Genomic DNA, 24,952 nt, shown 5'->3' on the forward strand with positions numbered 1-24,952 from the left:
GCACTTCCTCGCGGGTCATAGCCGAAGAAGTACCTGCACTACTCAAGAAGTTAAAACAGAGTCGACACTATCAGCGCCTGAAATTCGGCCTGAATTTTGGCTGCCAATGGCTTAGATCAAAATGATCTTCCGCGGGGCCTGGGCTGGTGGGGGCTTCAGGCGATGGCCGTGGATTTACAACCGTAAGAGGGGTCGCGGCTGGTGGGTGGGTCTTGTCCGTAGGCGTCTGGATCAGCGGCGCGCTTGGGCGCTCGGTCTTGTCCTTAGCCGTCTGGATCGGCGGCGCGCTTGGGCGCTCGGTCTTGTCCTTAGGCGTCTGGATCAGCGGCGCGCCTGGGCGCTCGGTCTTGTCCGTAGCCGTCTGGATCAGCGGCGCGCTTGGGCGCTCGGTCTTGTCCTTAGGCGTCTGGATCAGCGGCGCGCTTGGGTGCTCGGTCTTGTCCTTAGGCGTCTGGATCAGCGGCGCGCTTGGGTGCTCGGTCTTGTCCTTAGGCGTCTGGATCAGCGGCGCGCTTGGGTGCTCAGTCTTGTCCTTAGGCGTCTGGATCAGCGGCGCGCTTGGGTGCTCGGTCTTGTCCTTAGGCGTCTGGGCCGGCGTCTGGCTTGGGAGTTCGGCCTTATCCTTAAGCGTCTGGGCCGGCGGCTGGCTTGGGAGTTCGGCCTTGCCCCTAGGCGTGATAGTGGTCGTCACGATTGGCGGGTGGTCCGTCCCGTGCGCAGGCGTAACGGTGGTCGAAACCTCAGGCTTGGGCCTTGGACCGTTATCCGGCAACGCCTTCGCATCAGGGCAGTGGCAAGAATTGACGTTAACGTTCAAATGGACGTTTGTCCTGGCATCATTGGTTACGGTGACATCAGGGCTCGGTGCTGGCGGGTAGGATGTCGTCAAGTGCTGCGTGCGTGCATCCGGCACATTCGTACGCTTACCTGCTGGAGGATTCACCGGTGCGTCCGCCTGCTTATCGGCATCCGCTTTCACCAGTACAATCGCCTTCTTGCCGGCTTCAGGATTCAACGGCAAATCCGTCTTCTTGCCGGCTTCAGCATTTACCGGCACATTCGCCTTCTTGCCTGCTTCAGGATTCAACGGCAAATCCGTCTTCTTGCCGGCTTCAGCATTCACCGGCACGTTCGCCTTCTTGCCCGCTTCAGGATTCAACGGCAAATCCATCTTCTTGCCGGCTTCAGCATTCACCGGCACATTCGCCTGCTTGCCTGCTTCAGCATTCAACGGCACATTTGCCTGCTTACCTGTTTCAGAATTCCCCAGTAACCTGCCCGCACCCGGCATATTCGGCTGCCTGACTGCATCAGCATTCGCCGGCAAACCGAGCACCTGCGGCTTACCGTTCGGCAATTGACCTGACCCGGTCAAAGTGTCGGGCGTCAGGTTTTTCCCGTAAACCATCTCCCGCATGGCTTTGAAGACCATCTCAAGCATGTCAAACAACTTGGTGAGCGCTGCGCCAGGGATCATGACTTCATTGGGCGAGAACCGTGAACTGTCATTGTGCAGTGGTGTGATGTTGGCATTTGAACTCGGGGCCTGGGTGTTATCTCCCCCGCCAACTTTAGAGGCCGAGACAGCGTTCCGATCGAGAGAAGGGACATCAATCTTTACAAGCGACGGGTTATTAACCGATAGAGACATTAGTAGTTCCTTATTCAACAAAGCCCGACCGTATTAACGGATCAGAACATCAATAGTTTATTCGCTGGAAACAACAGCGCTGCTTCACAGTCCTGACATAGGTGGAAAGTTAGGCTATCGAGTTCCGAAATTCGGCGTTCATATAAGGAAACCAATGGGCATTATCAGACTTTGCCCCATGGACTTTTCTGACAAGGCCGCGATTTAAGCCGCTCTTGACGACGAGGAAGCGTCACACGCGTTAATACACTGAAAAAGCGCAACTAAACGACAATAATAAAACACCTATTCGCCAAACTTTTGTGCTAACTCGCGAGCGAAAAAAAGGGCGCCAGTGGCGCCCTTTTCAGGTGAAATAAGAAAACTTAACGCCTCAGACCGCGATGGGGTGCGGCATGCCGAGCAGACGGCTGACCTGCTCCAGCTCGGTTTCCCGGCGCATCGCGGTAAACAGCTCCACCGCCTCGGGGTAATTGCGCGTCAGCATCGCCAACCACTGCTTCAAACGGCCCGGCGCCTGCTTTTCCGTCAGTTGCGCCACCGATTGGCGCCAGAACTCGTGGAGCATCGGCTGCATCTGCGCCCAAGTCATTTCCACCACCTCTTCGCCCGCCCGCGCCGCCGCGATCTGCCGCGCCAAGTCAGGGCGTGCCACCAGGCCACGGCCGAGCATGATGTCTTCGACGCCACTGATTTCACGGCAGCGCCTCCAGTCTTCGACGCTCCAGATATCGCCATTGGCGAATACCGGCACCTTAACCACGTCCTGCACCCGTGGGATCCACTCCCAATGCGCCGGCGGCTTGTAGCCATCGGCCTTGGTGCGCGCATGCACCACGATGTGCGCTGCGCCGCCTTCGGCCAGGGCCGTGGCGCACACCAGCGCACCGTCGGGGCTATCGAAGCCCAGGCGCATCTTGGCGGTCACCGGGATATGCGCCGGGACGGCACGCCGCACATGCTCGACGATCTGGTTAAGCAGCTCCGGTTCCTTGAGCAATACTGCGCCGCCACGGGACTTGTTGACGGTCTTGGCCGGGCAACCGAAGTTGAGGTCGATCACTTGTGACCCCAACTCACAAGCCAGCGCGGCGTTTTCCGCCAGGCACACCGGGTCGGAGCCCAGCAACTGCACGCGCAGCGGCACGCCCGCTGCGGTATGGGCACCGTGCAGCAGTTCCGGGGCGAGCTTGTGGAAATAGGCAGGGGTGAGCAGGCGGTCGTTGACGCGAATGAACTCGGTCACGCACCAGTCAATACCGCCCACGCGGGTCAGCACATCGCGCAGGATGTTGTCGACCAACCCCTCCATGGGCGCCAAAGCAATTTGCATGGAAAACACTCAACAAAAATCGTGGCGCAGTTTACTGGGTTTCCCACAGTAAACGTTAACCCCCCGTCAGCGCAGGGCCATAGCCGTCGAGAAATTCGGCCGGCATACGCTTGGGCTTACCCGTGGACAGCTCGATGCAGACAAAAGTAGTTTGCGCGCGCAGCAATGTCGCGCCGTCGCGAGGGCGTACCAACTGGAAGCGACGCGTCATTTTCAAGCGCCGATCCCAGTCGACGATCCAGGTGGCCAGTTGCAACTCATCGCCCTCGTAACCCGCCGCCAGGTAGTCGATCTCATGGCGAACGACGGCCATGGCGCGGTCGAGGCGGCGGTACTCGGTAAGGTCCAACCCCAGGCGCTGAGAATGGCGCCAGGCGCAACGCTCCAACCAGGACACGTACACCGCGTTATTGGCGTGCCCCAGGCCGTCGATGTCTTCAGCGCCGACCTGCAGGTCGATGATAAACGGCGTTGCCAAATCCCAGCCCATGCCTTGCTCCCGTCGCTTAATGTCGACGGGAAGTGTATCAGGCGGTCTGCCGCTCCTGTAAACGGCGGCCCGCCAGCAGCGCCAACACGGCATCGATCACCCGAGGGTCAGCCAGGACTCGTTGGTGGCCACCCTGCTCCAAGCGCAGCAGGCGGCTGTCGAACCAAGCGTCATGGATGGCTTGCGAGGCTTTGACCGGAACGAAGGTGTCGTCTTCGGCGTGCACGATCAGGCCGGGGATATTCATCTGGTAGTGCGCCACATCCAAGTGCTTAAGCGGGATACCAAGGGTCAACTCGACCTCTTGGATGAACGCCGAGCGCGCCCGTGGCGGCAAACCGACCATGCCGGCAAAACCGCGCAGCACATCGAGGACGCGCGACGGCGCGGCAATACTCACCAAGGCCTCGGTACGCAGCCCCAGTTGCACCGCCAGCATCGCACTGGCGCCGCCCATGGAATGCCCCACCACCGCGCGCAACGGCGGCAGTTCAGCGGCGGCTTCGAGCATAGCGCGTGCGAACAGCAGCACATGTGCTTCACGCCCCGGCGAACGACCATGAGCCGGGCCATCCAAGGCAATCACTGAATAACCGTTATCCACCAACGCTGTAATCAGGCTGGCGAACTGCGTGGGACGCCCTTCCCAGCCGTGCATCAGCAGCACCGCAGGGCCTTGGCCCCAACGCAACGCCGACAACCCAAAGCGCAGGGTGATGCGCTCCGATTGCGCCAGCGACGACAGCTCCCACTCACGCAGCGGCAGGTTACGAGGCGTCATGAAGGTACGGCGCAACTTGCTGGCCACCATGCGCGGCGCCAAGCGGCCGACGGTGCCATTAAAGCCACGGATCCAGGTTAATGCGCCCATCATGCGCCTCCTTTTTCAGCGCACCGCCGACTTGGCAGCACGCAATACACGGTCGGACAACTCACACGGCCCAAGGGCGCGGGCCAAGGCCAGGCCACCGATCATCAACGCCATGTCGGCCAGGGCCTTGTCGGTGTCTTCGGGGCTGGCAGCCAACTGGGCAGCCATCAACTCCGTATGCTCGTTGAGTGCCTGGCGAAACTCATCCGGCAGGCGGCTCATCTCGCCCACAGTGGCCGGTATCGGGCAGGCTTGATCCGTAGAGTCACGGTGCTTGCGCGACAGGTAAAACGCCGCCACCAGGCCTCTGCGCTCCTCACCGGTCAGTTGCGCGTCCATGTCGTCGACGGACGCGCGCCGCCGAGCCAATAATTGGGTGAAGGCCTCCAGCATCAACGCGTCCTTGCTTTCAAAGTGCGCGTAGAAACCACCGACCGTAAGCCCTGCCGCGCCCATGACTTCGCCGACACTCGGCTCGGCCGGGCCGCGCTGGATCAACGCCGCGCTGGCGGCCCGCAAAATGCGTTCGCGGGTTTGCGCTTTTTTATCGCTCATGGTTGCCTCCGTCTCTCATGGGTTGAATATTATTACCATAATAATATTTAGCAAGCGACAGGCATGACCACTGGTCAGGACAGAAAATTGGAATTGAGGAGAGGATTGGCCAAACGCCAGACAAACAAAAGGGCCATTCAATAATTGAATGACCCTTAAAAATCCCGCAGAGCGGGTAATCGTGGCGTCCCCTAGGGGACTCGAACCCCTGTTACCGCCGTGAAAGGGCGGTGTCCTAGGCCACTAGACGAAGGGGACACAAACCTTCTATACACTGACCAGGCTGAGACTGGTCGATCCAAGGACGGTGTGGCCAGAACCTTGAACCTGTAAAATTGGTGGAGCTAAACGGGATCGAACCGTTGACCTCTTGCATGCCATGCAAGCGCTCTCCCAGCTGAGCTATAGCCCCAGATTTTTCGTCTCGCGACGCAGCAGACCTTTCGAGCTGCTTGTTGAAACTGGCGTCCCCTAGGGGACTCGAACCCCTGTTACCGCCGTGAAAGGGCGGTGTCCTAGGCCACTAGACGAAGGGGACAAAACCTTCTGTACAACCGATCAGAGCCGAGACCTGATCAATTCAAGGACGGTGTGGCCAGACCTTGAACCTGTAAATTGGTGGAGCTAAACGGGATCGAACCGTTGACCTCTTGCATGCCATGCAAGCGCTCTCCCAGCTGAGCTATAGCCCCTCATCGGTGAGGACGGGGCGAATCTTAATGGCGGTTTGAAAGGCTGTCAAATTTATTTTCAACAATTTCCAAAATTTTTTGCCGGGATAACAATCACTTACCGTTAAAACCCCGGAAAACCGGGGTTTTATCGTTACCGCAGGTTGCTTAGGCGATAGCACCCAGCAGCTTTTCCCACTCTTTGTTTTCTTTCTTCGACACACCACCAAGCAAATCAAGGGCTTGGCGCAGACGGAAACGCGTCAGGTCTGGGCCGAGAATTTCCATCGCATCGAGTACCGACACCGAACTGGCCTGCCCGGTGATCGCAGCAAACATCAGCGGCATGGCATCGCGCAATTTCAGTTCCAGGGACTCGACCACCGCCTGAATCGTCGCGGTGATCGCATCCTTCTCCCACTGACGCAGGCTTTCGAGCTTCCACAGGATCAACTGCATCAACTGGCGAACCTGATCGCCCGAGAGCTTCTTGGATTCAAACAGCTTGGCGTCCGGGTTCACGCCACCGGCAAAGAAGAAGCTCGCCAACGGTGCGACCTGGCTGAACGTCTCCACCCTGCCCTGCACCAACGGTGCAATCTTCATCATGTACTCGGGGTTCAACGCCCACTGCTGCACGCGGCTGGCGAATTCTTCCACCGGCAGGTCACGCAGCCATTGGCCGTTGAGCCACGACAGCTTCTCGATGTCGAAGATCGGCCCGCCCAGGGAGACGCGGGACAGGTCAAAGTTATCGACCATTTCCTGCAGCGAGAACTTCTCGCGCTCGTCCGGCATCGACCAGCCCATGCGGCCCAAGTAGTTGAGCATCGCTTCGGGCATAAAGCCCATGCGCTCGTAGAAGGTTACCGAGGTCGGGTTCTTGCGCTTGGACAACTTGCTCTTGTCCGGGTTACGCAGCAGCGGCATGTAGCACAACTGCGGCTGTTCCCAGCCAAAGTACTCATAAAGCAGGATCAGTTTCGGCGCCGACGGCAGCCATTCTTCGCCGCGCAGCACGTGGGTGATGCCCATCAGGTGGTCGTCGACCACGTTGGCCAGGAAGTACGTCGGCAGGCCATCGGTCTTCATCAGCACCTGCATGTCCATGCGGTCCCACGGGATCTCGACGTCACCGCGCAGCATGTCCGGCACCACGCACACGCCTTCACTCGGCACTTTCATGCGGATAACGTGGGGCTCGCCGGCGGCCAGGCGCTGGGCCACTTCTTCTTTGGACAGCAGCAGCGCGCGGCCGTCGTAGCGCGGGGTTTCGCCACGCGCCTGTTGCTCGGCGCGCATCTGGTCCAGTTCTTCCGCGGTGCAGAAGCACGGGAAGGCATGGCCCATGTCGACCAATTGCTGGGTGTATTGCTTGTAGATGTCGCTGCGCTCGCTCTGGCGATACGGGCCGTGCGGGCCACCAACGTCCGGGCCTTCTGCCCAGGTAATGCCCAACCAGCGCAACGCATCGAAAATCTGCTGTTCCGACTCACGGGTCGAACGCACTTGATCGGTGTCTTCGATCCGCAGGATGAATTCACCGCCGTGCTGCTTGGCGAAGCAGTAGTTGAACAAGGCGATGTAGGCAGTGCCGACGTGGGGATCCCCAGTAGGCGATGGCGCAATGCGCGTGCGGACGGTGGTCATGGCAGGTCTCGAGTGGGCGATAAAGCTGAAAATTGAAACAAGGGGCGAATGGTAACAGCCTGGGGTGCTTGGGCTCCAGCCTGGGTGAATCTGGTAGACCGCGGCGCTGCCATTCGCGAGCAAGCCCGCTCCCACAGTTGACCGATTTCCAACATGAGAATGCGGTCGAATGTGGGAGCGGGCTTGCTCGCGAAGAAGCCATCACAGCCTCTACATATCAAACAGCCAACAACCGCTCCCGCAGCTTGCCGATCTCATCGCGCGTCTGCGCCGCCGCTTCAAACTCAAGATCGCGCGCCAACTGGTACATCTTCTCTTCCAACTGCCGGATGCGCTTGGTGATCTCACTTGGCGAGCGCAATTCGTTCTCGTACTTGGCGCTTTCTTCGGCCGCCTTGGCCATGCCCTTGCGCTTCTTGCTGCGCGAGCCGGGCACGGTGGCGCCTTCCATGATGTCGGCGACATCCTTGAAGACACCTTTGGGGATGATGCCGTTCTCCAGGTTGTAGGCAATCTGCTTGTCACGGCGGCGCTCGGTCTCGCCAATCGCCCGCTCCATGGAGCCGGTGATGCGGTCCGCGTACAGAATCGCGCGACCATTGAGGTTACGTGCCGCACGGCCGATGGTCTGGATCAGCGAGCGCTCGGAACGCAGGAAGCCTTCCTTGTCGGCATCTAGGATCGCCACCAGCGACACTTCCGGCATGTCCAGGCCTTCGCGCAGCAGGTTGATCCCCACCAGCACATCAAAGGTGCCCAGGCGCAGGTCACGGATAATTTCCACACGTTCCACAGTGTCAATGTCCGAGTGCAAATAGCGCACGCGCACGCCGTGGTCGGCCAGGTAGTCAGTCAAGTCTTCGGACATGCGCTTGGTCAGCGTGGTGACCAGCACCCGCTCCTCCAAAGCCACGCGCTTGGTGATTTCCGAAAGCAAGTCATCGACCTGGGTCAGCGCCGGGCGGATTTCGATTTGCGGGTCCACCAGGCCGGTCGGGCGCACCAGTTGCTCAATCACACGCCCCGCGTGTTCGGCTTCGTAGTTACCCGGCGTGGCGGAGACAAAAATCGTCTGCGGGCTGATGCTTTCAAACTCGTCAAAACGCATCGGCCGGTTATCCAGCGCCGACGGCAGGCGGAAGCCGTACTCCACCAAGGTTTCTTTACGCGAGCGGTCACCTTTGTACATCGCACCGACCTGCGGCACGCTGACGTGGGATTCGTCGATCACCAGCAAAGCGTCGTCCGGCAGGTAATCAAACAGAGTGGGCGGCGCCTGCCCGGATTCGCGGCCCGAAAGGTAGCGCGAGTAGTTTTCGATGCCGTTGCAGTAGCCCAGCTCCAGGATCATCTCCAGGTCGAAACGCGTGCGCTGCTCCAGGCGCTGGGCTTCCACCAGCTTGTTGTTGGCGCGCAAATACTCTAGGCGCTCAACCAACTCGCCCTTGATGCCTTCAATGGCGCCCATCAGGGTTTCGCGCGGGGTCACGTAGTGGCTTTTCGGGTAGAAGGTGAAGCGCGGCAGCTTGCGGATCACCTCACCGGTCAACGGGTCGAAGGCCGACAGGCTCTCGACTTCATCGTCAAACAGCTCGATGCGGATCGCTTCCAGGTCGGATTCGGCCGGGTAGATGTCGATCACGTCGCCGCGCACACGGAAGGTGGCGCGTGCGAAGTCCATGTCATTGCGGGTGTACTGCAAGCTCGTCAGGCGACGCAACAGCTCGCGCTGGTCGAGTTTATCGCCGCGATCAACGTGCAACACCATCTTCAAATAGGCTTCGGGGCTACCCAGACCGTAGATGCACGACACCGTGGTGACGATGATCGCGTCCTTACGCTCCAGCAGCGCCTTGGTCGCTGACAGCCGCATCTGCTCGATATGGTCGTTGATCGACGCATCCTTCTCGATGAAGGTATCGGACGACGGCACGTAGGCTTCGGGCTGGTAGTAGTCGTAGTAGGAAACGAAGTACTCCACCGCGTTGTTCGGGAAGAACGCCTTGAACTCGCCGTACAGCTGCGCGGCCAGGGTCTTGTTCGGCGCCAGCACCAAGGTCGGGCGATTGATCTGCGCAATCACGTTGGCGATGCTGAAGGTCTTGCCTGAACCGGTCACCCCGAGCAGCGTCTGGTGCGCCAGGCCGGCTTCGATGCCCTCGACCATCAGGCGAATGGCTTCGGGTTGATCGCCGGCGGGTTCAAAGCGGGTGACGAGCTGGAAATCCGACATAACGTACCTCGTGAAGTCACCCCAGACTCGAAACCGCCAGGGACGAAAAAGCTCAGCAACCCGCGAATAGTCATCGCAGGTTGCAGGAAAAAACCATGATAGCTGTAGAAGTGGTGCCGAATGTCACGGGTTTCAAGGTAATCGTCCTACCTGCCGTCGTGGCCCCATGTTGCAATAAGACTAATGGTCGGCAAATAAACCGAAAAACTTGGCCGAAAAGCCGTTTCGGCTGTCGCCCTCAGCCTGGATGGCCTCTATACTAGCTCCCCGTTTGTGCACCGCTCTAGTGCATTCGGCTGGAGCGCGACACGTCCCTCCATTCCCCCATAGAGCTGCCGCAAAAATGAGCCTGTTCTCCGCTGTCGAAATGGCACCACGCGATCCAATCCTGGGCCTCAACGAAGCATTCAACGCCGATACACGAACCACCAAGGTCAACCTTGGCGTGGGCGTTTACTGCAACGAAGAGGGGAAGATTCCACTCTTGCGTGCCGTTGCCGAAGCGGAAGCCATTCGCGTGGCGCAACACGCCGCCCGTGGCTACTTGCCGATCGACGGGATCGTCGCCTACGACCAGGCCGTGCAAAAGCTGCTGTTTGGCGCTGACTCGCCGCTGCTGAGCGCCGGCCGTGTCATCACCGCACAAGCGGTCGGCGGCACCGGCGCGCTGAAAATCGGCGCTGACTTCCTCAAGCAACTGCTGCCCAATGCCGTGGTTGCCATCAGCGACCCAAGCTGGGAAAACCACCAGGCACTGTTCGAAAAAGCCGGCTTCCCGGTGCAGACCTACCGCTACTACGACGCCGCCACCCACGACGTAAACCGTGCCGGCCTGCTCGAAGACCTCAACGCCCTGCCGCCACAGTCCATCGTGGTACTGCACGCCTGCTGCCATAACCCGACCGGCGTCGACCTGAGCCCAGCCGACTGGCAACAAGTGCTGGACGTGGTCAAGGCGAAAAACCTGGTGCCATTCCTCGACATGGCCTACCAGGGCTTTGGCGACGGCATCCACGAAGACGCCGCCGCAGTACGCCTGTTCGCCGAGTCGGGCCTGACCTTCTTTGTGTCCAGCTCGTTCTCCAAGTCGTTCTCGCTGTACGGCGAACGCGTGGGCGCGCTGTCGATCGTCAGCGAATCCAAGGAAGAAAGCGCGCGCATCCTGTCCCAGGTCAAGCGTGTGATCCGCACCAACTACTCCAACCCGCCGACCCACGGCGCAGCAATCGTGGCTGCCGTGCTGAACAACCCTGAGCTGCGCGCCCAGTGGGAAGCGGAACTGGCCGAAATGCGCCTGCGCATCCGTGGCATGCGTGAGCAGATGGTGGCGGAACTGGCCAAGGCAGCCCCGGGCCACGACTTCAGCTTCGTCGGCCGCCAGCGCGGGATGTTCTCCTACTCCGGCCTGACCGTTGAGCAAGTCACCCGCCTGCGCACTGAGTTTGGTATCTACGCACTCGACACCGGCCGCATCTGCGTGGCGGCGCTGAACCAGGCGAACATTGGTGCCGTGACAAAGGCGATTGTTCAGGTGCTGTAAGCCTGTAATGGTTGTGATGAAGGGGAAGCCATTTAGTGGCTTCCCCTTTTTTGTGGCGAGCGGGCTTGTCGATTCGACAAGCCCGCTCGCCACAGGAAGAAAACCTCGCTGCTTGCCGCAACCAGCCCTAGACTGAACCCCGACTGCCCCTTTGCTGTGAGAGCCCTATGAGAAACGACGACCTGGACCTGCGCGCTGACCGCGACGAACTGCATGACTACACCCCGCGCGCGCCGCAAGCCAAGCGCGAGAAAAGCCTGGTGCTGCAAGTGGCCCTCGGCGTGTTCCTCGGTGGACTGGCCTTGTGGCTGGTGCAGTTGGGTGCGACGGCGATCATGGCCAAATTGGCGATGGGCACCTTCCAGTTCGGCGGTTAACAAAGATCAACGGTGGGAGCTGGCTTGCCTGCGATAGCGTCAGACCTGCTGATACCGCTATCACTGATACACCGTTATCGCAGGCAAGCCAGCTCCCACACGGGATCTACTTCGCCTGCAGAACGCTCTCCTCCAACAACTTCACAAAACTGTTCAAACTCTGCGACACCGTGCCCCGGCGCCAGATCAGCCAGGTATTCAGGATGCGGAACGCGTCGCTCAACGGCCACACACTCACCGCGGTAAACCCCGGCATGCTCTCCAGCATGCTGCGCGGCATCAGCGCCAGGCCGGCCCCGGCGCTGACGCAGGCGAGCATGCCGTGGTAGGACTCCATCTCGAAGATCTTGCCCGGCACCGCGCCGTCCTGTGAGAACCAGCGTTCGAAGTGATGCCGATACGAGCAGTTCGAGCGAAAGGTGTAGATGCTCTCCCCCGCCACATCCTGCCCGCGCGTGATCGGCGCGTGGTGCAGCGGTGCGATCACCACCATCTCTTCCTCAAACACTGCCACGCCCTCCAGCGTCGCATGCAACACCGGCCCATCGACAAACGCCGCCGCCAGGCGCCCGGACAACACGCCCTCGATCATCGTGCCCGACGGCCCGGTGCTCAGGTCCAGCTCGACCTTGGTGTGCTTCTGGTTGTACGCCGCAAGCAACGCGGGGATACGCACCGCCGCCGTGCTCTCCAGCGACCCCAGGGCAAAAGCGCCCTGGGGCTCCTCCCCCGCCACCGTGGCGCGGGCTTCTTGCACCAAATCAAGAATACGCCGCGTATAGCCGAGGAAATTCCACCCGGCCGGTGACAAGCGCAGGCGGCTCTTCTCGCGGATAAATAGCTCTACGCCCAGGTCCTGCTCCAGCTGCTTGATGCGCGTGGTCAGGTTCGAGGGCACGCGATGAATCAACTGCGCGGCCGCGCTGATGCTGCCTTGCTCGGCAACGGCCTTGAAGATTTCCAGCTGCACCAAGTCCAAGTCATTCTCCCATCGTGAAGGTGATCGTTCGCACGCTCTGCGTGGGAATAGCGCCCGGAGCGCTGCGTCCCAACCCAAATATCATTCTCAATTTGAGAACGAACCCCTCAATATTATTCAGTTTCCAGAAAACATACATCCCCGTAGGCTCAATCCATTCCACTCATTCAGCCGGACGGTGCCATGAACGCTATCACTCACCAGACCCACGCCTTGTCGATCAACCCCGCCAACGGCGAAACAGTCGCCAGCTACCCTTACGAAACCGAGGCGCAACTGGACGCCGCGCTCAACCGCGCCACCGCTGCCTTCCGCACCTGGCGCCGCCAGCCGGTGAGCCAACGCGCCGAATGGCTGCTGGCCTTGGCCGCTGCCCTGCGTGATCAAGCCGAGGACATGGCGCAGATGATCACCCTGGAAATGGGCAAACCCATCGCCCAGGCGCGTGCCGAAATCGAAAAATGCGCGCAACTCGCCGAGTGGTATGCCGCCCAAGGCCCGGCCATGCTGGCGCCAGAACCGACGTTGGTGGACAACGGCAGCGCGCAGATCGAATACCGCCCGCTGGGCCCGATCTTCGCCGTAATGCCGTGGAACTTCCCGGTGTGGCAAGTGCTGCGCGGTGCCGTGCCGACCTTGCTGGCCGGCAATACCTACGTGCTCAAACATGCACCCAACGTGATGGGCAGCGCCTACCTGATCCAGCAAGCGTTCCAGAAAGCCGGTTTCGCCGAAGGCATTTTTGAAGTGGTCAACGTGACGAACAACGGCGTCTCCCAGGCCATCGCCGACCCACGCATCGCCGCCGTCACCCTCACCGGCAGCGTACGCGCCGGCATCGCCATCGGCTCACAGGCTGGCGCGGCGCTGAAGAAATGTGTGCTGGAACTGGGCGGCTCCGACCCGTTCATCGTGCTCAATGACGCCGACCTCGACGCCGCCGTGCAGGCCGCTGTGATCGGGCGCTTCCAGAACAGCGGCCAAGTCTGCGCCGCCGCCAAGCGCCTGATTATCGAAGAAGGCGTGGTGGACGCCTTCACCGCCAAATTCCTCGAAGCCAGCCGCGCGTTGGTGATGGGCGACCCGACTGCGACCAGCACCTACGTCGGCCCAATGGCCCGCTTCGACCTGCGCGACGAGCTGCATGGCCAGGTCCAGGCCACCTTGGAAGAAGGCGCGACCCTGTTGCTGGGCGGCAACAAAGTCCCCGGCGCCGGCAACTACTATGAGCCGACCGTGCTGGCCAACGTCACCGACCAAATGACCTCGTTCAAACAGGAACTGTTCGGCCCCGTGGCCTCGATCATCACCGCCCGCGATGCCGACCACGCCGTGGCCCTGGCCAACGACAGCGAGTTCGGCCTGACCGCCAGCATCTTCACCACCGACTCGGCCAAGGCACGGGATATCGCCAACCAGCTGGAAACCGGCGGGATCTTCGTCAACGCCTTCAGCGTGTCCGACCCTCGGGTGGCGTTTGGCGGTGTGAAAAAGAGTGGGTTCGGGCGGGAGTTGTCGCACTTTGGCGTGCGGGAATTCTGCAATGCACAGACGGTTTGGTTGGATCGCAAGTAAGTCAAATCCTTCTGTGGCGAGCGGATTGTTGTGGCAAGCCCGCTCGCCAAAAGGACGGCGCTAATCAGGCATTCAACAACGGCAACGTCACCACAAACTCACTGCCACAGCCCTTGCCCTCGCTGATGGCGGTGACCTTGCCGCCATGCGCCTCCACCAGCTCGCGAACCACCGTCAAGCCAATCCCCAAGCCAGAGCAGTTAAAGCCGATGGCGTGCTCATCCTGCACGTAAGGATCAAAGATAAACGGTAGCGCCTTGGCCGACACACCAATGCCGTTGTCAGCAATGCTGATCCTCAACTCATCCGCCACGCTGACAGACATCACAATGGTACCGCCCACCGCCGTGTATTTGGCTGCATTCGCCAGCAGGTTATGCAGAATTTGCGCAAGGCGCCCCGCGTCACCCATGAGCATCAAGCTGCCGTCAGGCAGGTGGGCATCGAACCGCTGATTTTTCGCGCGCATCACCGGGCCGCACGCATCAATGGCGCTTCTCAGAATCTGCAGCATGTCGACCTCCCTGCGTTCGATGTGCAGCTTGCCCGTGCTGACGCGGGACACGTCCAGCAAATCGTCCACCAGTTGTGAAATATGCTGCACCTGGCCTTCGATCAGCTCACGCATGCGCGGCAGCTGGTCGCTCGGCAGCCGGACCATGCGCTCGGCGATCATGCTGATCGGTGTTAACGGGTTACGCAGCTCATGCGCGACCATCGCCAGGATTCTTTTCTGCTGGCCCAGCGCACGCTCGGCGGTCGCCTGCAGGTCTTGGGCGCTGAGTGCCGCGATCACCAATTGCGCATTCGCCTCGCGAAGCTCCTGGTAAAGGCGCTGCTCCTCCACACGCGGCAGATTGACCGCGTCTGACTGCGCGAGAAGAATCGCCAGCACCAATTGCTGATTGGCCTCGATCACCTGCTCGACGTGCTGGGTATCCACCAGACGGCTGCTGGCGTCAGTCAATTGCTGTTGCAGGGCGGCGAGTACGGCGCGCGCCTCCACGGTTTTTTGCCCAAGCAGGAACAGTTCGTGAGCAGCATTCTTCAGCTCACTGTCATTCTTACGGCCGCCGTCACTCATGAGTCGGGCTCACACATGTTTGGCTCCCGTCGAAATTTTCTTGGTCGGCCGCCCGCCCAGCAACCCTTCCTGCTCGGGCAGCATGTCGCGGATCTGCAGGCCGTTATCGTCGATGTGGTACTGGCGCAGTTGATCGGAATGGGCACTGGCGCGCACCTTGACCACCGCCATGATGCGCAGTAAACGGCTCTCGACTTCGATATAGCGCTGCACAATGATCGCGTCGGTCAGGAACGCGGTGCCGTAAGGGCTGAAACGCAGGTCGGTGTAGCGGTCTTCCAGCTCCGAGGTCATCAATACACTGACCCCCACAGCGGTCAGCGCAGTCACCATGCGTGACAGCGACTCGCGAAAGTCCGCGCGAAAGGTCGGCGCCAGCGCCAGTTCAAAGCCCGACAGCGAGTCGATGACGACGCGGGTGGCGTTCAAACGGCTGATTTCGCCGAGCAGCAATTGCACGATTTCGTCGATGGACAGGTCCGGCGAGCGGCTGTCCACCAAACCAATCTTGTCGCGCTTGATCAACTCGGCCAATTTAGGGTTTTGCGAATGGTTGGGCCGTTGCTCAAACACCGCAATCACCCCGGTTTCGCCGTTGCGCGCGCCTTCGGCCAGGAAGGTCGCCGCCAGGATGCTCTTGCCCGAGCCTGATGGCCCGGCCACCAACAGCGAATACCCGCGAGGCAGGCCGCCACCGAGCATCTCATCGAGTGCCGGCACGCCCATTTTCAGGCGGGTGATCGGGAACGTCGATGGCGCGTCAACTGCGCGATTGATAGCAGCCGGCGGGAACACCTTGACGCCCGAAGTGGCAATACGGAAGGTGTGCAGCCCCGGCAAGGTCGGTTGGCCACGCATCTTCATAATTTCCATCTTGCGCACCATCGAGTTGCGCTCGACGCTCTGGCGCAGCCAGATCAGGCCGTCGGCCACGGTGAAAATCGGGTTGGTGTCGGTTTCGGTGAAGTATTCCCCGATCAGGAAGGTCGTCGCCTGCCACGTGGTCATCAACATGCCCAGTTGCTGGATGAACTGCGGCAGGTTGTTGTTCGGGTTGTGCTGGGTCTGGCTGGCCAGCACCACGGAGCGAAACGAGTCAACAAACACCAGCGACGGCGAATGCGCCTCGACCTCGCTGACAATGCGCCGCAACACTTCGTCCAGGTCGCCGGCCAAGGTGTCGTCGGCCAGATTGATGTAGCGAATCGACTGGTTGATCGCTTCGCTGTCGAAAAAATCGAACTGCTGCTGATAACGCAGCATCTTCAGCGGCGGCTCCCCGAGGACGGTAAAGAACAGCGCTGGGCGCTCTGGTGTGGCCAGGGCAAACATCATCTGGTGCGCCAGGGTGGTTTTGCCACACCCAGGAGGGCCTGCGATCAAGTTGAACGAAAACTCCGGCAGGCCTCCGCCCAGGACCTCGTCCAGTCCTGGCACACCCGTGGCCAGACGGTTGATAGTCACTTTGGTGCTCATGGCGAAATTTCCTGCGAAGAGGTGTCGCTCGAAGAAGGCTTCCACACGTCAACCAGCAGACGTGCGGTGAGTGAAGGCCCGATCAGCGTGGTCAGAAGCTCGTAGAGGGTTGTCAGCAACACCTCACCGAAAAACAGCGCATCGGTTTCGTTCTGCTCGACGAGTACGGATTTGAGGGCAATCAGGTCCATCGCGGCCGGCACGCTGTCATAGGTGCCGGCCAGGCGTGGACGGGGCGAGACGCACAGATGGAAGCTGCGGCGGTACAGCGCGGCGACGCCTTGCTGGCCGATAATGGGCGCCAGTGCTGCGCCCATATCCTGCAAAATGGAAACAATCGCCGTGGCGATGCTTGCAGTGTCAGCGTGCGGACCAACACGGTGCGCCAGAGAAGCTACGATCCGGCGGCTCTCTTCGCTATGCGTGGGCATGTCTGACTAATATCTGATGAACAGAGACTGATGGTACACCCTATGCCAAGGGATAGAGACCCCAGTGGCTGCAACAGGCCAATTGCGCGGATCAGGCTCCCCCTCGTTGCCATGATCGACTACCATACCGCGCCGGTTCCCAAACGGGACTAATAGGGAATTCGAAGCGCAGCCCATCGCGCCAATCGAAACTGCCCCCGCAACTGTAGGTGCTGAGCCTGCTCCACATCGCCACTGGGCATTGCCCGGGAAGGCCGGAGCGAGGCGACGACGCATCAGTCAGGAGACCTGCCGGCCCAGCTACATCACTGACCGGCGGGGTGTCCGGGAAGGCCATCCGTGCCCTGCAAAACCTGCAGCGTCCGTGGGTGTATTTCCGAGCCGTACCTCCCCTGTTGTCACGTACGGTTCTCCCGGAGATTGCCCCATGCTGCCACGCGTTACCGCCCTGATCACCGGCCTCGCCTTCTGTGGCCTGGCCCACGCCACACCGACTGCTTACCCGCTGACGGTGCAGAACTGCGGCAGCACCCTCACCTTTCAGCAAGCGCCCGCGCGCAGCGTGACCATCGGCCAGGCCGCCACCGAGATGCTCTATGCCTTGGGCGTCGCCGACACCGTGGTTGGCACTTCACTGTGGTTCAACAGCGTATTGCCGCAATTCAAGGCTCAGAACGACAACATCGAGCGCCTGGCCGACAACGAGCCGAGCTTCGAAGCGGTGATCGCCAAGCGCCCGCAACTGGTGGCCGCAGAGCTGGAATGGGTGGTCGGCCCGCAGGGCGTGGTCGGCACCCGCGAGCAATTCCACGAATTGAAAATCCCCACTTACCTGCTGCCCTCCGACTGCGAAGGCAAGGACAACCTCGTCGGCGCCGACGGCACGCGGCTGGAGCCGTTTCGCATCGACACTGTCTATAAGAGCATCAGCCAACTGGCCGAGATCTTCGACGTACAAGCGCGCGGCCAGCAGTTGAACGACGCACTCAAGGCGCGCCTGGCCAAGTCCGTCGCCACAGCCCAAGGCAAAGGCCTCAAGCAGGCCAGCGCGCTGGTATGGTTCTCCAGCGCCGAAATGGCCAGCGACCCGTACGTGGCTGGTCACAAGGGCATTCCCGAATTCATGCTGCAAACCCTCGGTCTGCGCAACGTCGTACAGTCTGATGAAGAGTGGCCAGCCGTCGGCTGGGAAACCCTCGCCAAGGCCAACCCGACCTTCCTGGTGATCGCCCGCATGGACCGCCGCCGCTACCCGGCCGACGACCATGAAAAGAAACTCGCCTTCCTGCGCAGCGACCCCGTCACGCGCAACATGGACGCGGTGAAAAACAACCGCATCATCATTATTGACGCCCTGGCGCTGCAAGCCAGCATTCGCATGTTCGACGGCCTGGAACAACTGGCCGGCGCCATCGACGGCTACGACCTGCACAAATGATCCGCTCCCTACTCGCCCTGACACTGCTGTTGCTCGCCGTACTCGCCGGCGTGGCCATCGGCGAAACCGCTATCGAGCCGCAGGTGGTGTTGCAAGTACTCGCCAATAAACTGCTGGCCGCCGGCTACGTGCTGGACCCGATCGACGAAGGCGTGGTGTGGAACTACCGCCTGACCCGCACCCTGGTCGCCGCCGCGTGCGGTGCGGGGTTGGCCACCTGCGGGGTGATCTTGCAATCGTTGCTGCGTAACCCACTGGCCGACCCTTACTTGCTGGGCATCAGCGCCGGCGCCTCGACCGGCGCGGTCTTGGTGGCACTGATCGGCGTGGGCGGCGGGCTGATTTCACTCTCGGCAGGTGCCTTTGTCGGGGCGATGGCGGCGTTCGCACTGGTGATTTTGCTGGCGCGCGCCAGCGGTTCTTCCAGCGGCACCGGCCAGATCATCCTCGCGGGCATCGCCGGCTCGCAGCTGTTCAATGCCCTCACCGCGTTCCTGATCACCAAGTCGGCCAGCTCCGAACAGGCGCGCGGCATTCTGTTCTGGCTGCTGGGCAACCTCAGCGGCGTGCGCTGGCCGTCGGTGTGGCTGGCGGTGCCGGTGGCGGTCGCAGGCTTGGCGGTATGCCTGTGGCACCGCCGCGCGCTGGATGCGTTCACTTTCGGCACCGACTCGGCAGCGTCGCTGGGCATTCCAGTGCGCCGCGTGCAGTTTGTACTGGTGGGCTGCGCGGCGCTGGTGACGGCGGTGATGGTGTCGCTGGTCGGCTCTATCGGCTTTGTCGGGCTGGTGATCCCCCACGCGGTGCGCCTGCTGGTCGGCACCGGGCATTCGCGGTTGCTGCCGGCCAGCGCCTTGGGCGGCGCGTTGTTTTTGATTGCCGCCGATGTGCTGTCGCGCACCTTGATCAAGGGCCAGGTGATTCCGGTCGGCGTGGTCACGGCATTGGTCGGCGCGCCGGTGTTTGCGTTGATCCTGATCGGCCGGAGGAATGCGCGATGACGGTACTCAGTTGCACGGGCCTGGGTTTTAAGGTGCGCGACGCCGAGTTACTGCGTGATGTTCACCTGGACGTGGCCTTAGGCGAAACCCTCGGCATCGTCGGCCCAAACGGCTCCGGCAAATCCACCCTGCTCAAACTGCTGGCCGGGTTACGCACGCCTGGCAGCGGCGAAGTGCGCCTGGGCGGCCAACGCCTGGGCGACCTGTCCCGGCGCGCCATTGCACGACAGCTGGCGGTGGTGGAACAACAGGCCGACACCGACGACGCCATCCGCGTGTTCGACGCCGTGGCGTTGGGCCGCACGCCCTGGCTGTCGGCGCTGAGCCCGTGGGCCGGCGCAGACGACGCCATCGTCAACCAGGCCCTGCATGACGTGGACGCCACCCACCTGAGCCACCGCGCCTGGCGCAGCCTCTCCGGCGGCGAACGCCAACGCGTGCACATCGCCCGCGCCCTGGCGCAACGCCCGCAGATTCTGCTGCTGGATGAGCCGACCAATCACTTGGATATCCAGCATCAACTGGCGATCTTGAAAGGCGTGCAGGCGCTGCCGGTGACCACCCTGATTGCGCTGCATGACCTGAACCAGGCGCTCACGTGTGATCGGCTGGCGGTGCTGGATCGCGGGCGGTTGGTGGCACTGGGCAAGCCGTTGGAAGTGCTGACGCCGCAGCGTTTGCAAGACACGTTTGGCGTGCAGGCGCATTACCTGACAGACCCGTTTGATGGGGCGCAGATCTTGCGGCTGCGCTCGAACTGATGAGCTAACAGCGGACCTCAAAACAACACAATTGAACTGTGGGAGCTGGCTTGCCGGCGATAGCGGTGGATCAGTGCCATATCCTTAGCTGACACACCGCCACCGCCGGCAAGCCAGCTCCCACATCAGGTCTTCGGCGCTATAGATACCGCTGCATATGCGTCGTCTGCCACACCGGATCGGCTTCGACATCGACAATCTCAAACCCCTGCCGCAGCCAAAAATCAATCGCCCCAGGAAGAAACGGATGGGTATGCAGGTAAACCACCTCCACTCCATCCGCCCGCGCCTTGGCCTCCAGTGCGCGGTATAACTCGCCTGCCAGACCAGAACGGCGAAACGCTGGAAGTACGAACAGGCGCACCACCTCCACCGTCTTGAGGCCTTGGTAATCCAACTGCGGAAAACGGCCGTCGTAGGGCAAGTAGCCAATGGCTGCGACGATCTGGCCCTCGGCGCGAGCGATCAGGAACTGGCCGTCGCCTTGAAGGTAGGTCGCTTCAAACCGTGCCAGGTCGTCCGGCATTCCCGTGGCGCTGAGCTTGGGGAAAAGCTCGGCGCGGGCCTCCAGCACGAAGGCCAGCACCGCAGTACTGTCCGCGGCAGTGACTGCCTGGAGGACGGGCCGTTGGTTCATAAAACCTTGATCTGGGTGATCCCCACCACCTCTGCCTGCTCCAGAATCTCCTCGGGCGTCGCATCCGCAGGCGGCAGGATCAGTCCATTCTCCGCATCGCCAAAATGCAATTGCAACACATGCATCGCCGCCTCATGCAATGGTAGTTCAGGCTGTTTGAGTTCAAACACGTGGGTGCGGGGCTCGTCGTTGAACAGGTAGTTCAGGGTGTATTCGCGCATGGTGGCATCCTTGTGAGGGGAGAGAAGCAGCTGCTTATCCTGACTTATTGATCAGGTTTTAAGTTCAACTACTTCACAAATCCGTCAGCGGGCAAGCCAATGTTTAGTCTAATGTACCGTTCCATGCCATTCGCAGAAAAGGCCCCCCTATGGTTAACCGTCATACCCGCTCTCGCGAGAGAATCGGCCAAGACCTAAGCCATGCACGCTTGCTGGTCGGCCAACGGCTTCGCGAGCTTTCGCATGACCAGTATTACTTCAACGATGAGAAAAGCGTCGACGACATAGGTTCGCTCGAGTGGCGATGCGACGACCTTGCGCACGTTACGATGTACCTGCTAAGCGATGGCGAAAGTGTCGGGGCGGATCTATCTGCGCTGGAAATAGCTGAGGCCTTTGAGCTTGATGACGCGAGCAGTTGCTCGTGGCGTAGGGAAAACCTGTTTGCCAGCTTATCCGTGCCGTCTCTGGTGGGTAAGGTCATCACCGAGGTTCACGGGGTTATCGATGTAGCAAGGGACCAGACAGCCTCGCTTGTTGGGTTCAACATCACCTTTGAGACGGGTGATTACCTGACCTATCTGAATCAGGGTGACGATGCAGCCGTACTGATCAACGAACCGCCAAAGTGCCTAGTTGGTATGGAAACCAGATGGGTGACTTCATTCGACGCCAGGCAGCACGACTAATGCCCTGCGGCGGCTGGGCGCTAAGATAGCCGCCCCGATGCACAGGGGCCAAAAGGGCTGAATATGCACGAACTGCCAATGGCAGACGCAGGCCAGAATGATAAAAAACGCAAGCAAATACAGGCCGCTGTCGCGGCAAGAAACCTGGCAAGCGCGGCTAACAACACCAAGTGGAATGAACTGATTAACCACTTTCGCCAGCTTGAGGGGTGGCGGCCATCCTTTCGATCCAAATCCGTCACAGGCTATATTTCGGGCTGGGATACCGAGTGGTTTTACCACCTGCCGTTTCCATTTGCTTACGTCGAGTGGTTCGATATCGGCCTGCGGAGCATTGCACCCGCCAAGGGAATGCTGCGCCCGGACACGCTCATTGACCACACGGAAGAAATATCCCAGGCCGTTGCACACATCGGGTTCGAGTTTGAAGTTCGGGCTGACGTACTCAGAATTTGGGGCTACCTGCCAAAATCCTACGAAGACTTTCCACCTGTGTAGCGGCCATTGATCTGTTGAGTGATCCACGCCCTGCTGTAGACCAGCACACTATTTGCCAGCGCCACCGGAAAATGAATAAACCCATGGGCAGCTTCCGGCAGCAAGTGCGCCTCAACCTGCGCCACCGCCCCCCACCGCTCTGCCAGCAACAGCGTGTCATCCTTCAGCGGGTCCAGCTCGCCGACAAACATCAACGCCGGCGGCAACCCCGTAAAGTCGCCATACAACGGTGACAACGGCGGCTGCCGCCTTTGCTCATCACTCAACCCCGGCGTGAGCATACGCAAGGCCTCGACCATCCCCGGGCCATCCAGTAATAACGTGTCCGGCCCGGCTGCGCGTACGCTCGGCGTGCCGGTCAAATCATAAACCCCGTAATACAACACCGCCCCGCTCACCCGCGCGAGCAACTGCGGCCATTGCTTGAGCGCCAGCAACGTCGTCGCCGCCAGATGGCCGCCCGCTGATTCACCAACAATGATCACCGGCAGGTCGGCAAACTCAGGACAGTCGCCCAACAGCCAGCGAGCGGCGGCCAAGCAGTCTTCCATCAACCCCTCGACCGGCGTATCGACCGCCAGCCGATAATCCACCGACACCACCGCCACGCCGCACGCCTGCACCATGCCCAGGTTCAGGTCATCGTCCATCTGCGCATTGCCGATCACCCAGCCACCGCCGTGGATATCCAGCACCACGCCCTTGGGTTTACCCGCCGGCCGCAGGATGCGCACGGGTACCGAGCCCACCAGATGGGTTTGCGCCGCCGGGGCCTTCTTGAGCGTTTGACTGACGCGCAGCAGCGCCTGGATCACACGCGGCGTGATGCGGTTGCGGATTTTAAAGCGCGGCAACCAGGCGAGCTTTTTATTAAAGCCGCGCATCTCGGCCAGCTCCGGCTCGCTGGCAGGCCAGGGGGTGTGCGCCATCAGCGGTTATTGCGAAGAATCGAGAAATTCAACGCCGCCGCCACACTCAGCCACGCCAGGTAGGGGAACAGGATCAGCCCGGTGATCACGTCCAAACGCAACGCCATCACCACCAGCGCCGCCACCACCAGCCACAGCAGCACTATCACCACCATCGCGGCGAAGATGCGATGCGCGCCGAAAAACACCGGCGTCCACAGCGTATTCAACGCAATCTGCGCGGCCCACAAGCCCAAAGCCAGTTGGCTGCCGGGGATCATGGTCAAGCGGTAACCGGCCCAGGCGAGCAGCAGATAGATGACCGTCCAGGCCACCGGGAACAGCCAGTTAGGCGGTGTGAAGCTGGGTTTGACCAGGGCTTCGTACCACTGGCCGGGTTTGAAAATGATGCCGGTGCTGGCGGCAGCGCCGCAGGCGATGAGGAAAATAAGCAAGATCATGAGCTGTCCTTGGCTGGTGTCAGCGGTCAGGGTTCATTTCAGGATAAGACGCCTGGGGAGTGGGTAAAAGTTCACACAGAATCAGGCGCCACAATCTTCAGCCACGGCCAGCGCGCCTGATAACTCTTGGCCTTGGCCGCAAACAACTCCGGCTCGCGGTGATGAGGATTAATCCGCAGCACACCCTGCGCCACATCCTCCAACCCATACGGCGCATACACTTCACCCGTTTCAATCTCCAGCCCGATGCACGTGCCCGCCACCAAGTAGCGATCAACGCCTTGTTTAGCCGTGTGCAGCTGCGGATAAGGCCGACCAAAGCGCTCGCCGTACCAAAGGTGCACCCGCGCCTGGTTCTTGACCTCGACGTTGACGCCCAAATCCTGAAACAACTGCTCGGCCGAGCGGATGACTCTGTCCTCAGCCTCGTAGGACAGGTCCGTATCAAAGTAGAAAACGTCGTAGTCCTTTACGCCTCGGTCGGCGGGAAGGTTCGACTGATGATTCCACACCGCCTGGAACAGGCAGCCCGCCGTGAGCATGCACTGGTCAACGCCGAGGGCGGGCAGGCGCGCTGTGATTTCGGCGTTGATGGGGTTGGCCATGGCCAGTTCGAGGAGGGTTTTGACGGTCAATGTCATGAGCGTTCCTGTGTATTCAGCGCCGTTAGAACCTCCGACGCTACACCACGTGTGGAGTGGGTTTCGTTACTGCAATGTTTCTATACAATTTGCTCGCCTGCAACCAATCGTCAAGGATAAAACGATGCGCATCAGAGAAATGGCCCTCATCACCACCAGCGCCTTGCTGCTCACGGCCTGCAGCGACAGCCCTTCCGACACCGACATTCAAGCGGTGCTGCAACCCCGACTGGAAGGAGCCTCCTGCGTCACCGCGCCCATGTTCAGCAACTTCCCCATCACCCTGAGCGACAGCTTCAGCAGCGGCACCTCCAGCGCCAACCAGCCCGCCTTCGACGCCCTGACCGACGCCGGCCTGCTTGCCAAAAACGATAAAACCTACACCCTCTCCGAGCCCGGCCGCGCCGCCTACGTGCAGGAAAAATCCGGGTTCTGCTACGCCCAAGGTTATGCAATCACCAAGATCCAGAACACCGCCGCTAATACTCACCCAATGGGCGCCGCCGTCGAAAAATCCTGGGTGGTGACCGTGGACATCCGCCAGCAACCCATCGCCCCGTGGGCCAAAACCCCGGCGATTGAGAAACTGGCGCGTAACCCGGAACACCTTTCCGAAGTGCCCAAGACCTATCACGTGGTGGTGGGACGCTTGAAGGGAGAACAAACGTTGAAGCTGCTCGACCCACGGTTTTCGATCATGCGTGGGGTGGGTGTAAACCAAGCCTTTTAAGCACCGCCGCCGCCCTTTGTGGTGCACAGAGAAAATCTGTGGCCCGCAAGC

At 60.8% G+C, this 24,952-nt stretch carries 25 protein-coding genes, 4 tRNA genes and 1 riboswitch; of the genes, 9 read left to right on the top strand and 20 right to left on the bottom strand.

Translation table 11 applies throughout. The annotated features are described in order from the left end of the window. Positions 1-70: 70 nt before the first annotated feature. The 11 genes from K0P33_RS21520 to uvrB form a co-directional block, all read right to left on the bottom strand. On the bottom strand, positions 71-1,651 hold the full coding sequence (locus K0P33_RS21520) for a hypothetical protein (protein ID WP_242151264.1): 1,581 nt from the start codon (positions 1,649-1,651) through the stop codon (positions 71-73). Positions 1,652-2,024: 373 nt separating this feature from the next. Further along, the gene (locus K0P33_RS21525) at positions 2,025-2,984 is read right to left on the bottom strand and encodes a tRNA-dihydrouridine synthase family protein (RefSeq protein ID WP_242151267.1); all 960 of its coding nucleotides are present in this window, start codon (positions 2,982-2,984) and stop codon (positions 2,025-2,027) included. A gap of 55 nt (positions 2,985-3,039) precedes the next feature. After that, positions 3,040-3,474, bottom strand: a complete 435-nt coding sequence (locus K0P33_RS21530) for a thioesterase family protein (protein WP_242151270.1) — start codon at positions 3,472-3,474, stop codon at positions 3,040-3,042. Positions 3,475-3,511: 37 nt separating this feature from the next. Next, entirely contained in the window at positions 3,512-4,345 is an 834-nt protein-coding gene (locus K0P33_RS21535; protein ID WP_094953200.1) for an alpha/beta fold hydrolase, read from the bottom strand. A gap of 15 nt (positions 4,346-4,360) precedes the next feature. Beyond that, positions 4,361-4,900, bottom strand: coding sequence for a TetR/AcrR family transcriptional regulator (locus K0P33_RS21540; RefSeq protein ID WP_094953198.1), 540 nt, complete (start codon positions 4,898-4,900; stop codon positions 4,361-4,363). A gap of 182 nt (positions 4,901-5,082) precedes the next feature. Beyond that, a tRNA-Glu gene (locus K0P33_RS21545) sits at positions 5,083-5,158 on the bottom strand. A 78-nt stretch (positions 5,159-5,236) separates the two neighbouring features. Further along, a tRNA-Ala gene (locus tag K0P33_RS21550) sits at positions 5,237-5,312 on the bottom strand. Positions 5,313-5,362: 50 nt separating this feature from the next. After that, positions 5,363-5,438 (bottom strand) — tRNA-Glu (locus tag K0P33_RS21555). A 78-nt stretch (positions 5,439-5,516) separates the two neighbouring features. Continuing rightward, positions 5,517-5,592, bottom strand: a tRNA-Ala gene (locus tag K0P33_RS21560). A gap of 147 nt (positions 5,593-5,739) precedes the next feature. Beyond that, positions 5,740-7,221: a glutamate--tRNA ligase gene (gene gltX, locus K0P33_RS21565; protein ID WP_017737872.1), complete on the bottom strand. Its 1,482-nt coding sequence runs from the start codon at positions 7,219-7,221 to the stop codon at positions 5,740-5,742. Between the two features lie 217 nt (positions 7,222-7,438). Beyond that, entirely contained in the window at positions 7,439-9,454 is a 2,016-nt protein-coding gene (uvrB, locus tag K0P33_RS21570; RefSeq protein ID WP_083357715.1) for an excinuclease ABC subunit UvrB, read from the bottom strand. A 343-nt stretch (positions 9,455-9,797) separates the two neighbouring features. Here uvrB and K0P33_RS21575 point away from each other — a divergent pair, with 343 nt between their 5' ends. Together K0P33_RS21575 and K0P33_RS21580 are read left to right on the top strand one after the other, a co-directional pair. Beyond that, positions 9,798-10,994, top strand: a complete 1,197-nt coding sequence (locus tag K0P33_RS21575) for an amino acid aminotransferase (protein WP_083357714.1) — start codon at positions 9,798-9,800, stop codon at positions 10,992-10,994. Between the two features lie 167 nt (positions 10,995-11,161). Further along, complete coding sequence (locus tag K0P33_RS21580) at positions 11,162-11,371, top strand: hypothetical protein (protein ID WP_094952147.1); 210 nt, start codon at positions 11,162-11,164, stop codon at positions 11,369-11,371. A gap of 106 nt (positions 11,372-11,477) precedes the next feature. On the opposite strand, the gene K0P33_RS21585 is transcribed toward K0P33_RS21580, so the two are convergent. Next, entirely contained in the window at positions 11,478-12,350 is an 873-nt protein-coding gene (locus tag K0P33_RS21585; protein ID WP_242151274.1) for a LysR family transcriptional regulator, read from the bottom strand. A 183-nt stretch (positions 12,351-12,533) separates the two neighbouring features. Here K0P33_RS21585 and K0P33_RS21590 point away from each other — a divergent pair, with 183 nt between their 5' ends. Next, on the top strand, positions 12,534-13,925 hold the full coding sequence (locus K0P33_RS21590; protein WP_094952145.1) for an aldehyde dehydrogenase family protein: 1,392 nt from the start codon (positions 12,534-12,536) through the stop codon (positions 13,923-13,925). A 64-nt stretch (positions 13,926-13,989) separates the two neighbouring features. Here K0P33_RS21590 and K0P33_RS21595 read toward each other — a convergent pair whose 3' ends face one another. Genes K0P33_RS21595 through K0P33_RS21605 form a run of 3 tightly spaced genes read right to left on the bottom strand, consistent with a single transcriptional unit; the run spans position 13,990 to position 16,916 of the window. Then, positions 13,990-15,009 carry a HAMP domain-containing sensor histidine kinase gene (locus K0P33_RS21595; protein ID WP_242151278.1) on the bottom strand — a complete coding sequence of 340 codons (1,020 nt, stop codon included), beginning with the start codon at positions 15,007-15,009 and terminating at the stop codon, positions 13,990-13,992. 9 nt (positions 15,010-15,018) lie between these two features. Beyond that, complete coding sequence (locus tag K0P33_RS21600) at positions 15,019-16,485, bottom strand: ATPase domain-containing protein (RefSeq protein ID WP_094952143.1); 1,467 nt, start codon at positions 16,483-16,485, stop codon at positions 15,019-15,021. Next, on the bottom strand, positions 16,482-16,916 hold the full coding sequence (locus K0P33_RS21605) for a hypothetical protein (protein WP_242151280.1): 435 nt from the start codon (positions 16,914-16,916) through the stop codon (positions 16,482-16,484). Before K0P33_RS21605 ends, K0P33_RS21600 begins: the two co-directional genes overlap by 4 nt. A gap of 116 nt (positions 16,917-17,032) precedes the next feature. Then, positions 17,033-17,227: riboswitch (cobalamin riboswitch) on the top strand. A 116-nt stretch (positions 17,228-17,343) separates the two neighbouring features. On the opposite strand from K0P33_RS21605, the gene K0P33_RS21610 reads away from it, so the two are divergent. Genes K0P33_RS21610 through K0P33_RS21620 form a run of 3 tightly spaced genes read left to right on the top strand, consistent with a single transcriptional unit; the run spans position 17,344 to position 20,116 of the window. Next, a complete protein-coding gene (locus tag K0P33_RS21610) occupies positions 17,344-18,354 on the top strand; it encodes an ABC transporter substrate-binding protein (protein WP_242151282.1) in 1,011 nt (336 codons plus the stop codon). Continuing rightward, the gene (locus K0P33_RS21615; RefSeq protein WP_094952141.1) at positions 18,351-19,355 is read left to right on the top strand and encodes an iron ABC transporter permease; all 1,005 of its coding nucleotides are present in this window, start codon (positions 18,351-18,353) and stop codon (positions 19,353-19,355) included. The genes K0P33_RS21610 and K0P33_RS21615 overlap by 4 nt, the downstream gene beginning before the upstream one ends. After that, complete coding sequence (locus tag K0P33_RS21620) at positions 19,352-20,116, top strand: ABC transporter ATP-binding protein (RefSeq protein WP_242151285.1); 765 nt, start codon at positions 19,352-19,354, stop codon at positions 20,114-20,116. Before K0P33_RS21615 ends, K0P33_RS21620 begins: the two co-directional genes overlap by 4 nt. Before the next feature lie 139 nt (positions 20,117-20,255). Here K0P33_RS21620 and K0P33_RS21625 read toward each other — a convergent pair whose 3' ends face one another. Then, positions 20,256-20,753 carry a GNAT family N-acetyltransferase gene (locus K0P33_RS21625; protein WP_242151288.1) on the bottom strand — a complete coding sequence of 166 codons (498 nt, stop codon included), beginning with the start codon at positions 20,751-20,753 and terminating at the stop codon, positions 20,256-20,258. Further along, positions 20,750-20,974, bottom strand: coding sequence for a hypothetical protein (locus tag K0P33_RS21630; RefSeq protein WP_094952138.1), 225 nt, complete (start codon positions 20,972-20,974; stop codon positions 20,750-20,752). Before K0P33_RS21630 ends, K0P33_RS21625 begins: the two co-directional genes overlap by 4 nt. 149 nt (positions 20,975-21,123) lie before the next feature. Between K0P33_RS21630 and K0P33_RS21635 the strand changes: the two genes are divergently transcribed. Beyond that, positions 21,124-21,663 carry a hypothetical protein gene (locus K0P33_RS21635; RefSeq protein ID WP_094952137.1) on the top strand — a complete coding sequence of 180 codons (540 nt, stop codon included), beginning with the start codon at positions 21,124-21,126 and terminating at the stop codon, positions 21,661-21,663. A gap of 63 nt (positions 21,664-21,726) precedes the next feature. After that, entirely contained in the window at positions 21,727-22,161 is a 435-nt protein-coding gene (locus K0P33_RS21640) for a DUF6678 family protein (RefSeq protein ID WP_176462976.1), read from the top strand. Here K0P33_RS21640 and K0P33_RS21645 read toward each other — a convergent pair. The 3 genes from K0P33_RS21645 to K0P33_RS21655 all read right to left on the bottom strand — a co-directional run bounded on the left by K0P33_RS21645 (position 22,137) and on the right by K0P33_RS21655 (position 24,171). Then, positions 22,137-23,090: an alpha/beta hydrolase gene (locus tag K0P33_RS21645; RefSeq protein WP_242151291.1), complete on the bottom strand. Its 954-nt coding sequence runs from the start codon at positions 23,088-23,090 to the stop codon at positions 22,137-22,139. The two genes, K0P33_RS21640 and K0P33_RS21645, sit on opposite strands and share 25 nt — an antisense overlap. Continuing rightward, positions 23,090-23,530, bottom strand: a complete 441-nt coding sequence (locus K0P33_RS21650; RefSeq protein ID WP_094952134.1) for a TspO/MBR family protein — start codon at positions 23,528-23,530, stop codon at positions 23,090-23,092. Before K0P33_RS21650 ends, K0P33_RS21645 begins: the two co-directional genes overlap by 1 nt. Positions 23,531-23,601: 71 nt before the next feature. Then, positions 23,602-24,171, bottom strand: a complete 570-nt coding sequence (locus K0P33_RS21655) for a nucleotidyltransferase family protein (RefSeq protein WP_242151294.1) — start codon at positions 24,169-24,171, stop codon at positions 23,602-23,604. 124 nt (positions 24,172-24,295) lie between these two features. On the opposite strand from K0P33_RS21655, the gene K0P33_RS21660 reads away from it, so the two are divergent. Further along, a complete protein-coding gene (locus tag K0P33_RS21660) occupies positions 24,296-24,901 on the top strand; it encodes a hypothetical protein (protein WP_242151297.1) in 606 nt (201 codons plus the stop codon). The last annotated feature ends 51 nt before the right edge of the window (positions 24,902-24,952 follow it).

The organism is Pseudomonas sp. ArH3a (genome assembly GCF_022648765.1).
In the GTDB taxonomy this organism is placed as follows: domain Bacteria; phylum Pseudomonadota; class Gammaproteobacteria; order Pseudomonadales; family Pseudomonadaceae; genus Aquipseudomonas.

Excerpts from the sequence above, each read along its gene's own strand:
- K0P33_RS21540 (WP_094953198.1), bottom strand. The coding sequence starts at position 4,900 with ATGAGCGATAAAAAAGCGCAAACCCGCGAACGCATTTTGCGGGCCGCC.
- K0P33_RS21630 (WP_094952138.1), bottom strand. The coding sequence starts at position 20,974 with ATGCGCGAATACACCCTGAACTACCTGTTCAACGACGAGCCCCGCACC.
- K0P33_RS21615 (WP_094952141.1), top strand. The coding sequence starts at position 18,351 with ATGATCCGCTCCCTACTCGCCCTGACACTGCTGTTGCTCGCCGTACTC.
- K0P33_RS21595 (WP_242151278.1), bottom strand. The coding sequence starts at position 15,009 with ATGAGTGACGGCGGCCGTAAGAATGACAGTGAGCTGAAGAATGCTGCT.
- K0P33_RS21520 (WP_242151264.1), bottom strand. The coding sequence starts at position 1,651 with ATGTCTCTATCGGTTAATAACCCGTCGCTTGTAAAGATTGATGTCCCT.
- K0P33_RS21580 (WP_094952147.1), top strand. The coding sequence starts at position 11,162 with ATGAGAAACGACGACCTGGACCTGCGCGCTGACCGCGACGAACTGCAT.
- K0P33_RS21635 (WP_094952137.1), top strand. The coding sequence starts at position 21,124 with ATGGTTAACCGTCATACCCGCTCTCGCGAGAGAATCGGCCAAGACCTA.
- K0P33_RS21655 (WP_242151294.1), bottom strand. The coding sequence starts at position 24,171 with ATGACATTGACCGTCAAAACCCTCCTCGAACTGGCCATGGCCAACCCC.
- K0P33_RS21600 (WP_094952143.1), bottom strand. The coding sequence starts at position 16,485 with ATGAGCACCAAAGTGACTATCAACCGTCTGGCCACGGGTGTGCCAGGA.
- K0P33_RS21535 (WP_094953200.1), bottom strand. The coding sequence starts at position 4,345 with ATGGGCGCATTAACCTGGATCCGTGGCTTTAATGGCACCGTCGGCCGC.
- K0P33_RS21620 (WP_242151285.1), top strand. The coding sequence starts at position 19,352 with ATGACGGTACTCAGTTGCACGGGCCTGGGTTTTAAGGTGCGCGACGCC.
- uvrB (WP_083357715.1), bottom strand. The coding sequence starts at position 9,454 with ATGTCGGATTTCCAGCTCGTCACCCGCTTTGAACCCGCCGGCGATCAA.
- K0P33_RS21610 (WP_242151282.1), top strand. The coding sequence starts at position 17,344 with ATGCTGCCACGCGTTACCGCCCTGATCACCGGCCTCGCCTTCTGTGGC.
- K0P33_RS21525 (WP_242151267.1), bottom strand. The coding sequence starts at position 2,984 with ATGCAAATTGCTTTGGCGCCCATGGAGGGGTTGGTCGACAACATCCTG.
- K0P33_RS21645 (WP_242151291.1), bottom strand. The coding sequence starts at position 23,090 with ATGGCGCACACCCCCTGGCCTGCCAGCGAGCCGGAGCTGGCCGAGATG.
- K0P33_RS21625 (WP_242151288.1), bottom strand. The coding sequence starts at position 20,753 with ATGAACCAACGGCCCGTCCTCCAGGCAGTCACTGCCGCGGACAGTACT.
- K0P33_RS21660 (WP_242151297.1), top strand. The coding sequence starts at position 24,296 with ATGCGCATCAGAGAAATGGCCCTCATCACCACCAGCGCCTTGCTGCTC.
- K0P33_RS21640 (WP_176462976.1), top strand. The coding sequence starts at position 21,727 with ATGCACGAACTGCCAATGGCAGACGCAGGCCAGAATGATAAAAAACGC.
- K0P33_RS21605 (WP_242151280.1), bottom strand. The coding sequence starts at position 16,916 with ATGCCCACGCATAGCGAAGAGAGCCGCCGGATCGTAGCTTCTCTGGCG.
- K0P33_RS21590 (WP_094952145.1), top strand. The coding sequence starts at position 12,534 with ATGAACGCTATCACTCACCAGACCCACGCCTTGTCGATCAACCCCGCC.
- K0P33_RS21575 (WP_083357714.1), top strand. The coding sequence starts at position 9,798 with ATGAGCCTGTTCTCCGCTGTCGAAATGGCACCACGCGATCCAATCCTG.
- K0P33_RS21650 (WP_094952134.1), bottom strand. The coding sequence starts at position 23,530 with ATGATCTTGCTTATTTTCCTCATCGCCTGCGGCGCTGCCGCCAGCACC.
- gltX (WP_017737872.1), bottom strand. The coding sequence starts at position 7,221 with ATGACCACCGTCCGCACGCGCATTGCGCCATCGCCTACTGGGGATCCC.
- K0P33_RS21530 (WP_242151270.1), bottom strand. The coding sequence starts at position 3,474 with ATGGGCTGGGATTTGGCAACGCCGTTTATCATCGACCTGCAGGTCGGC.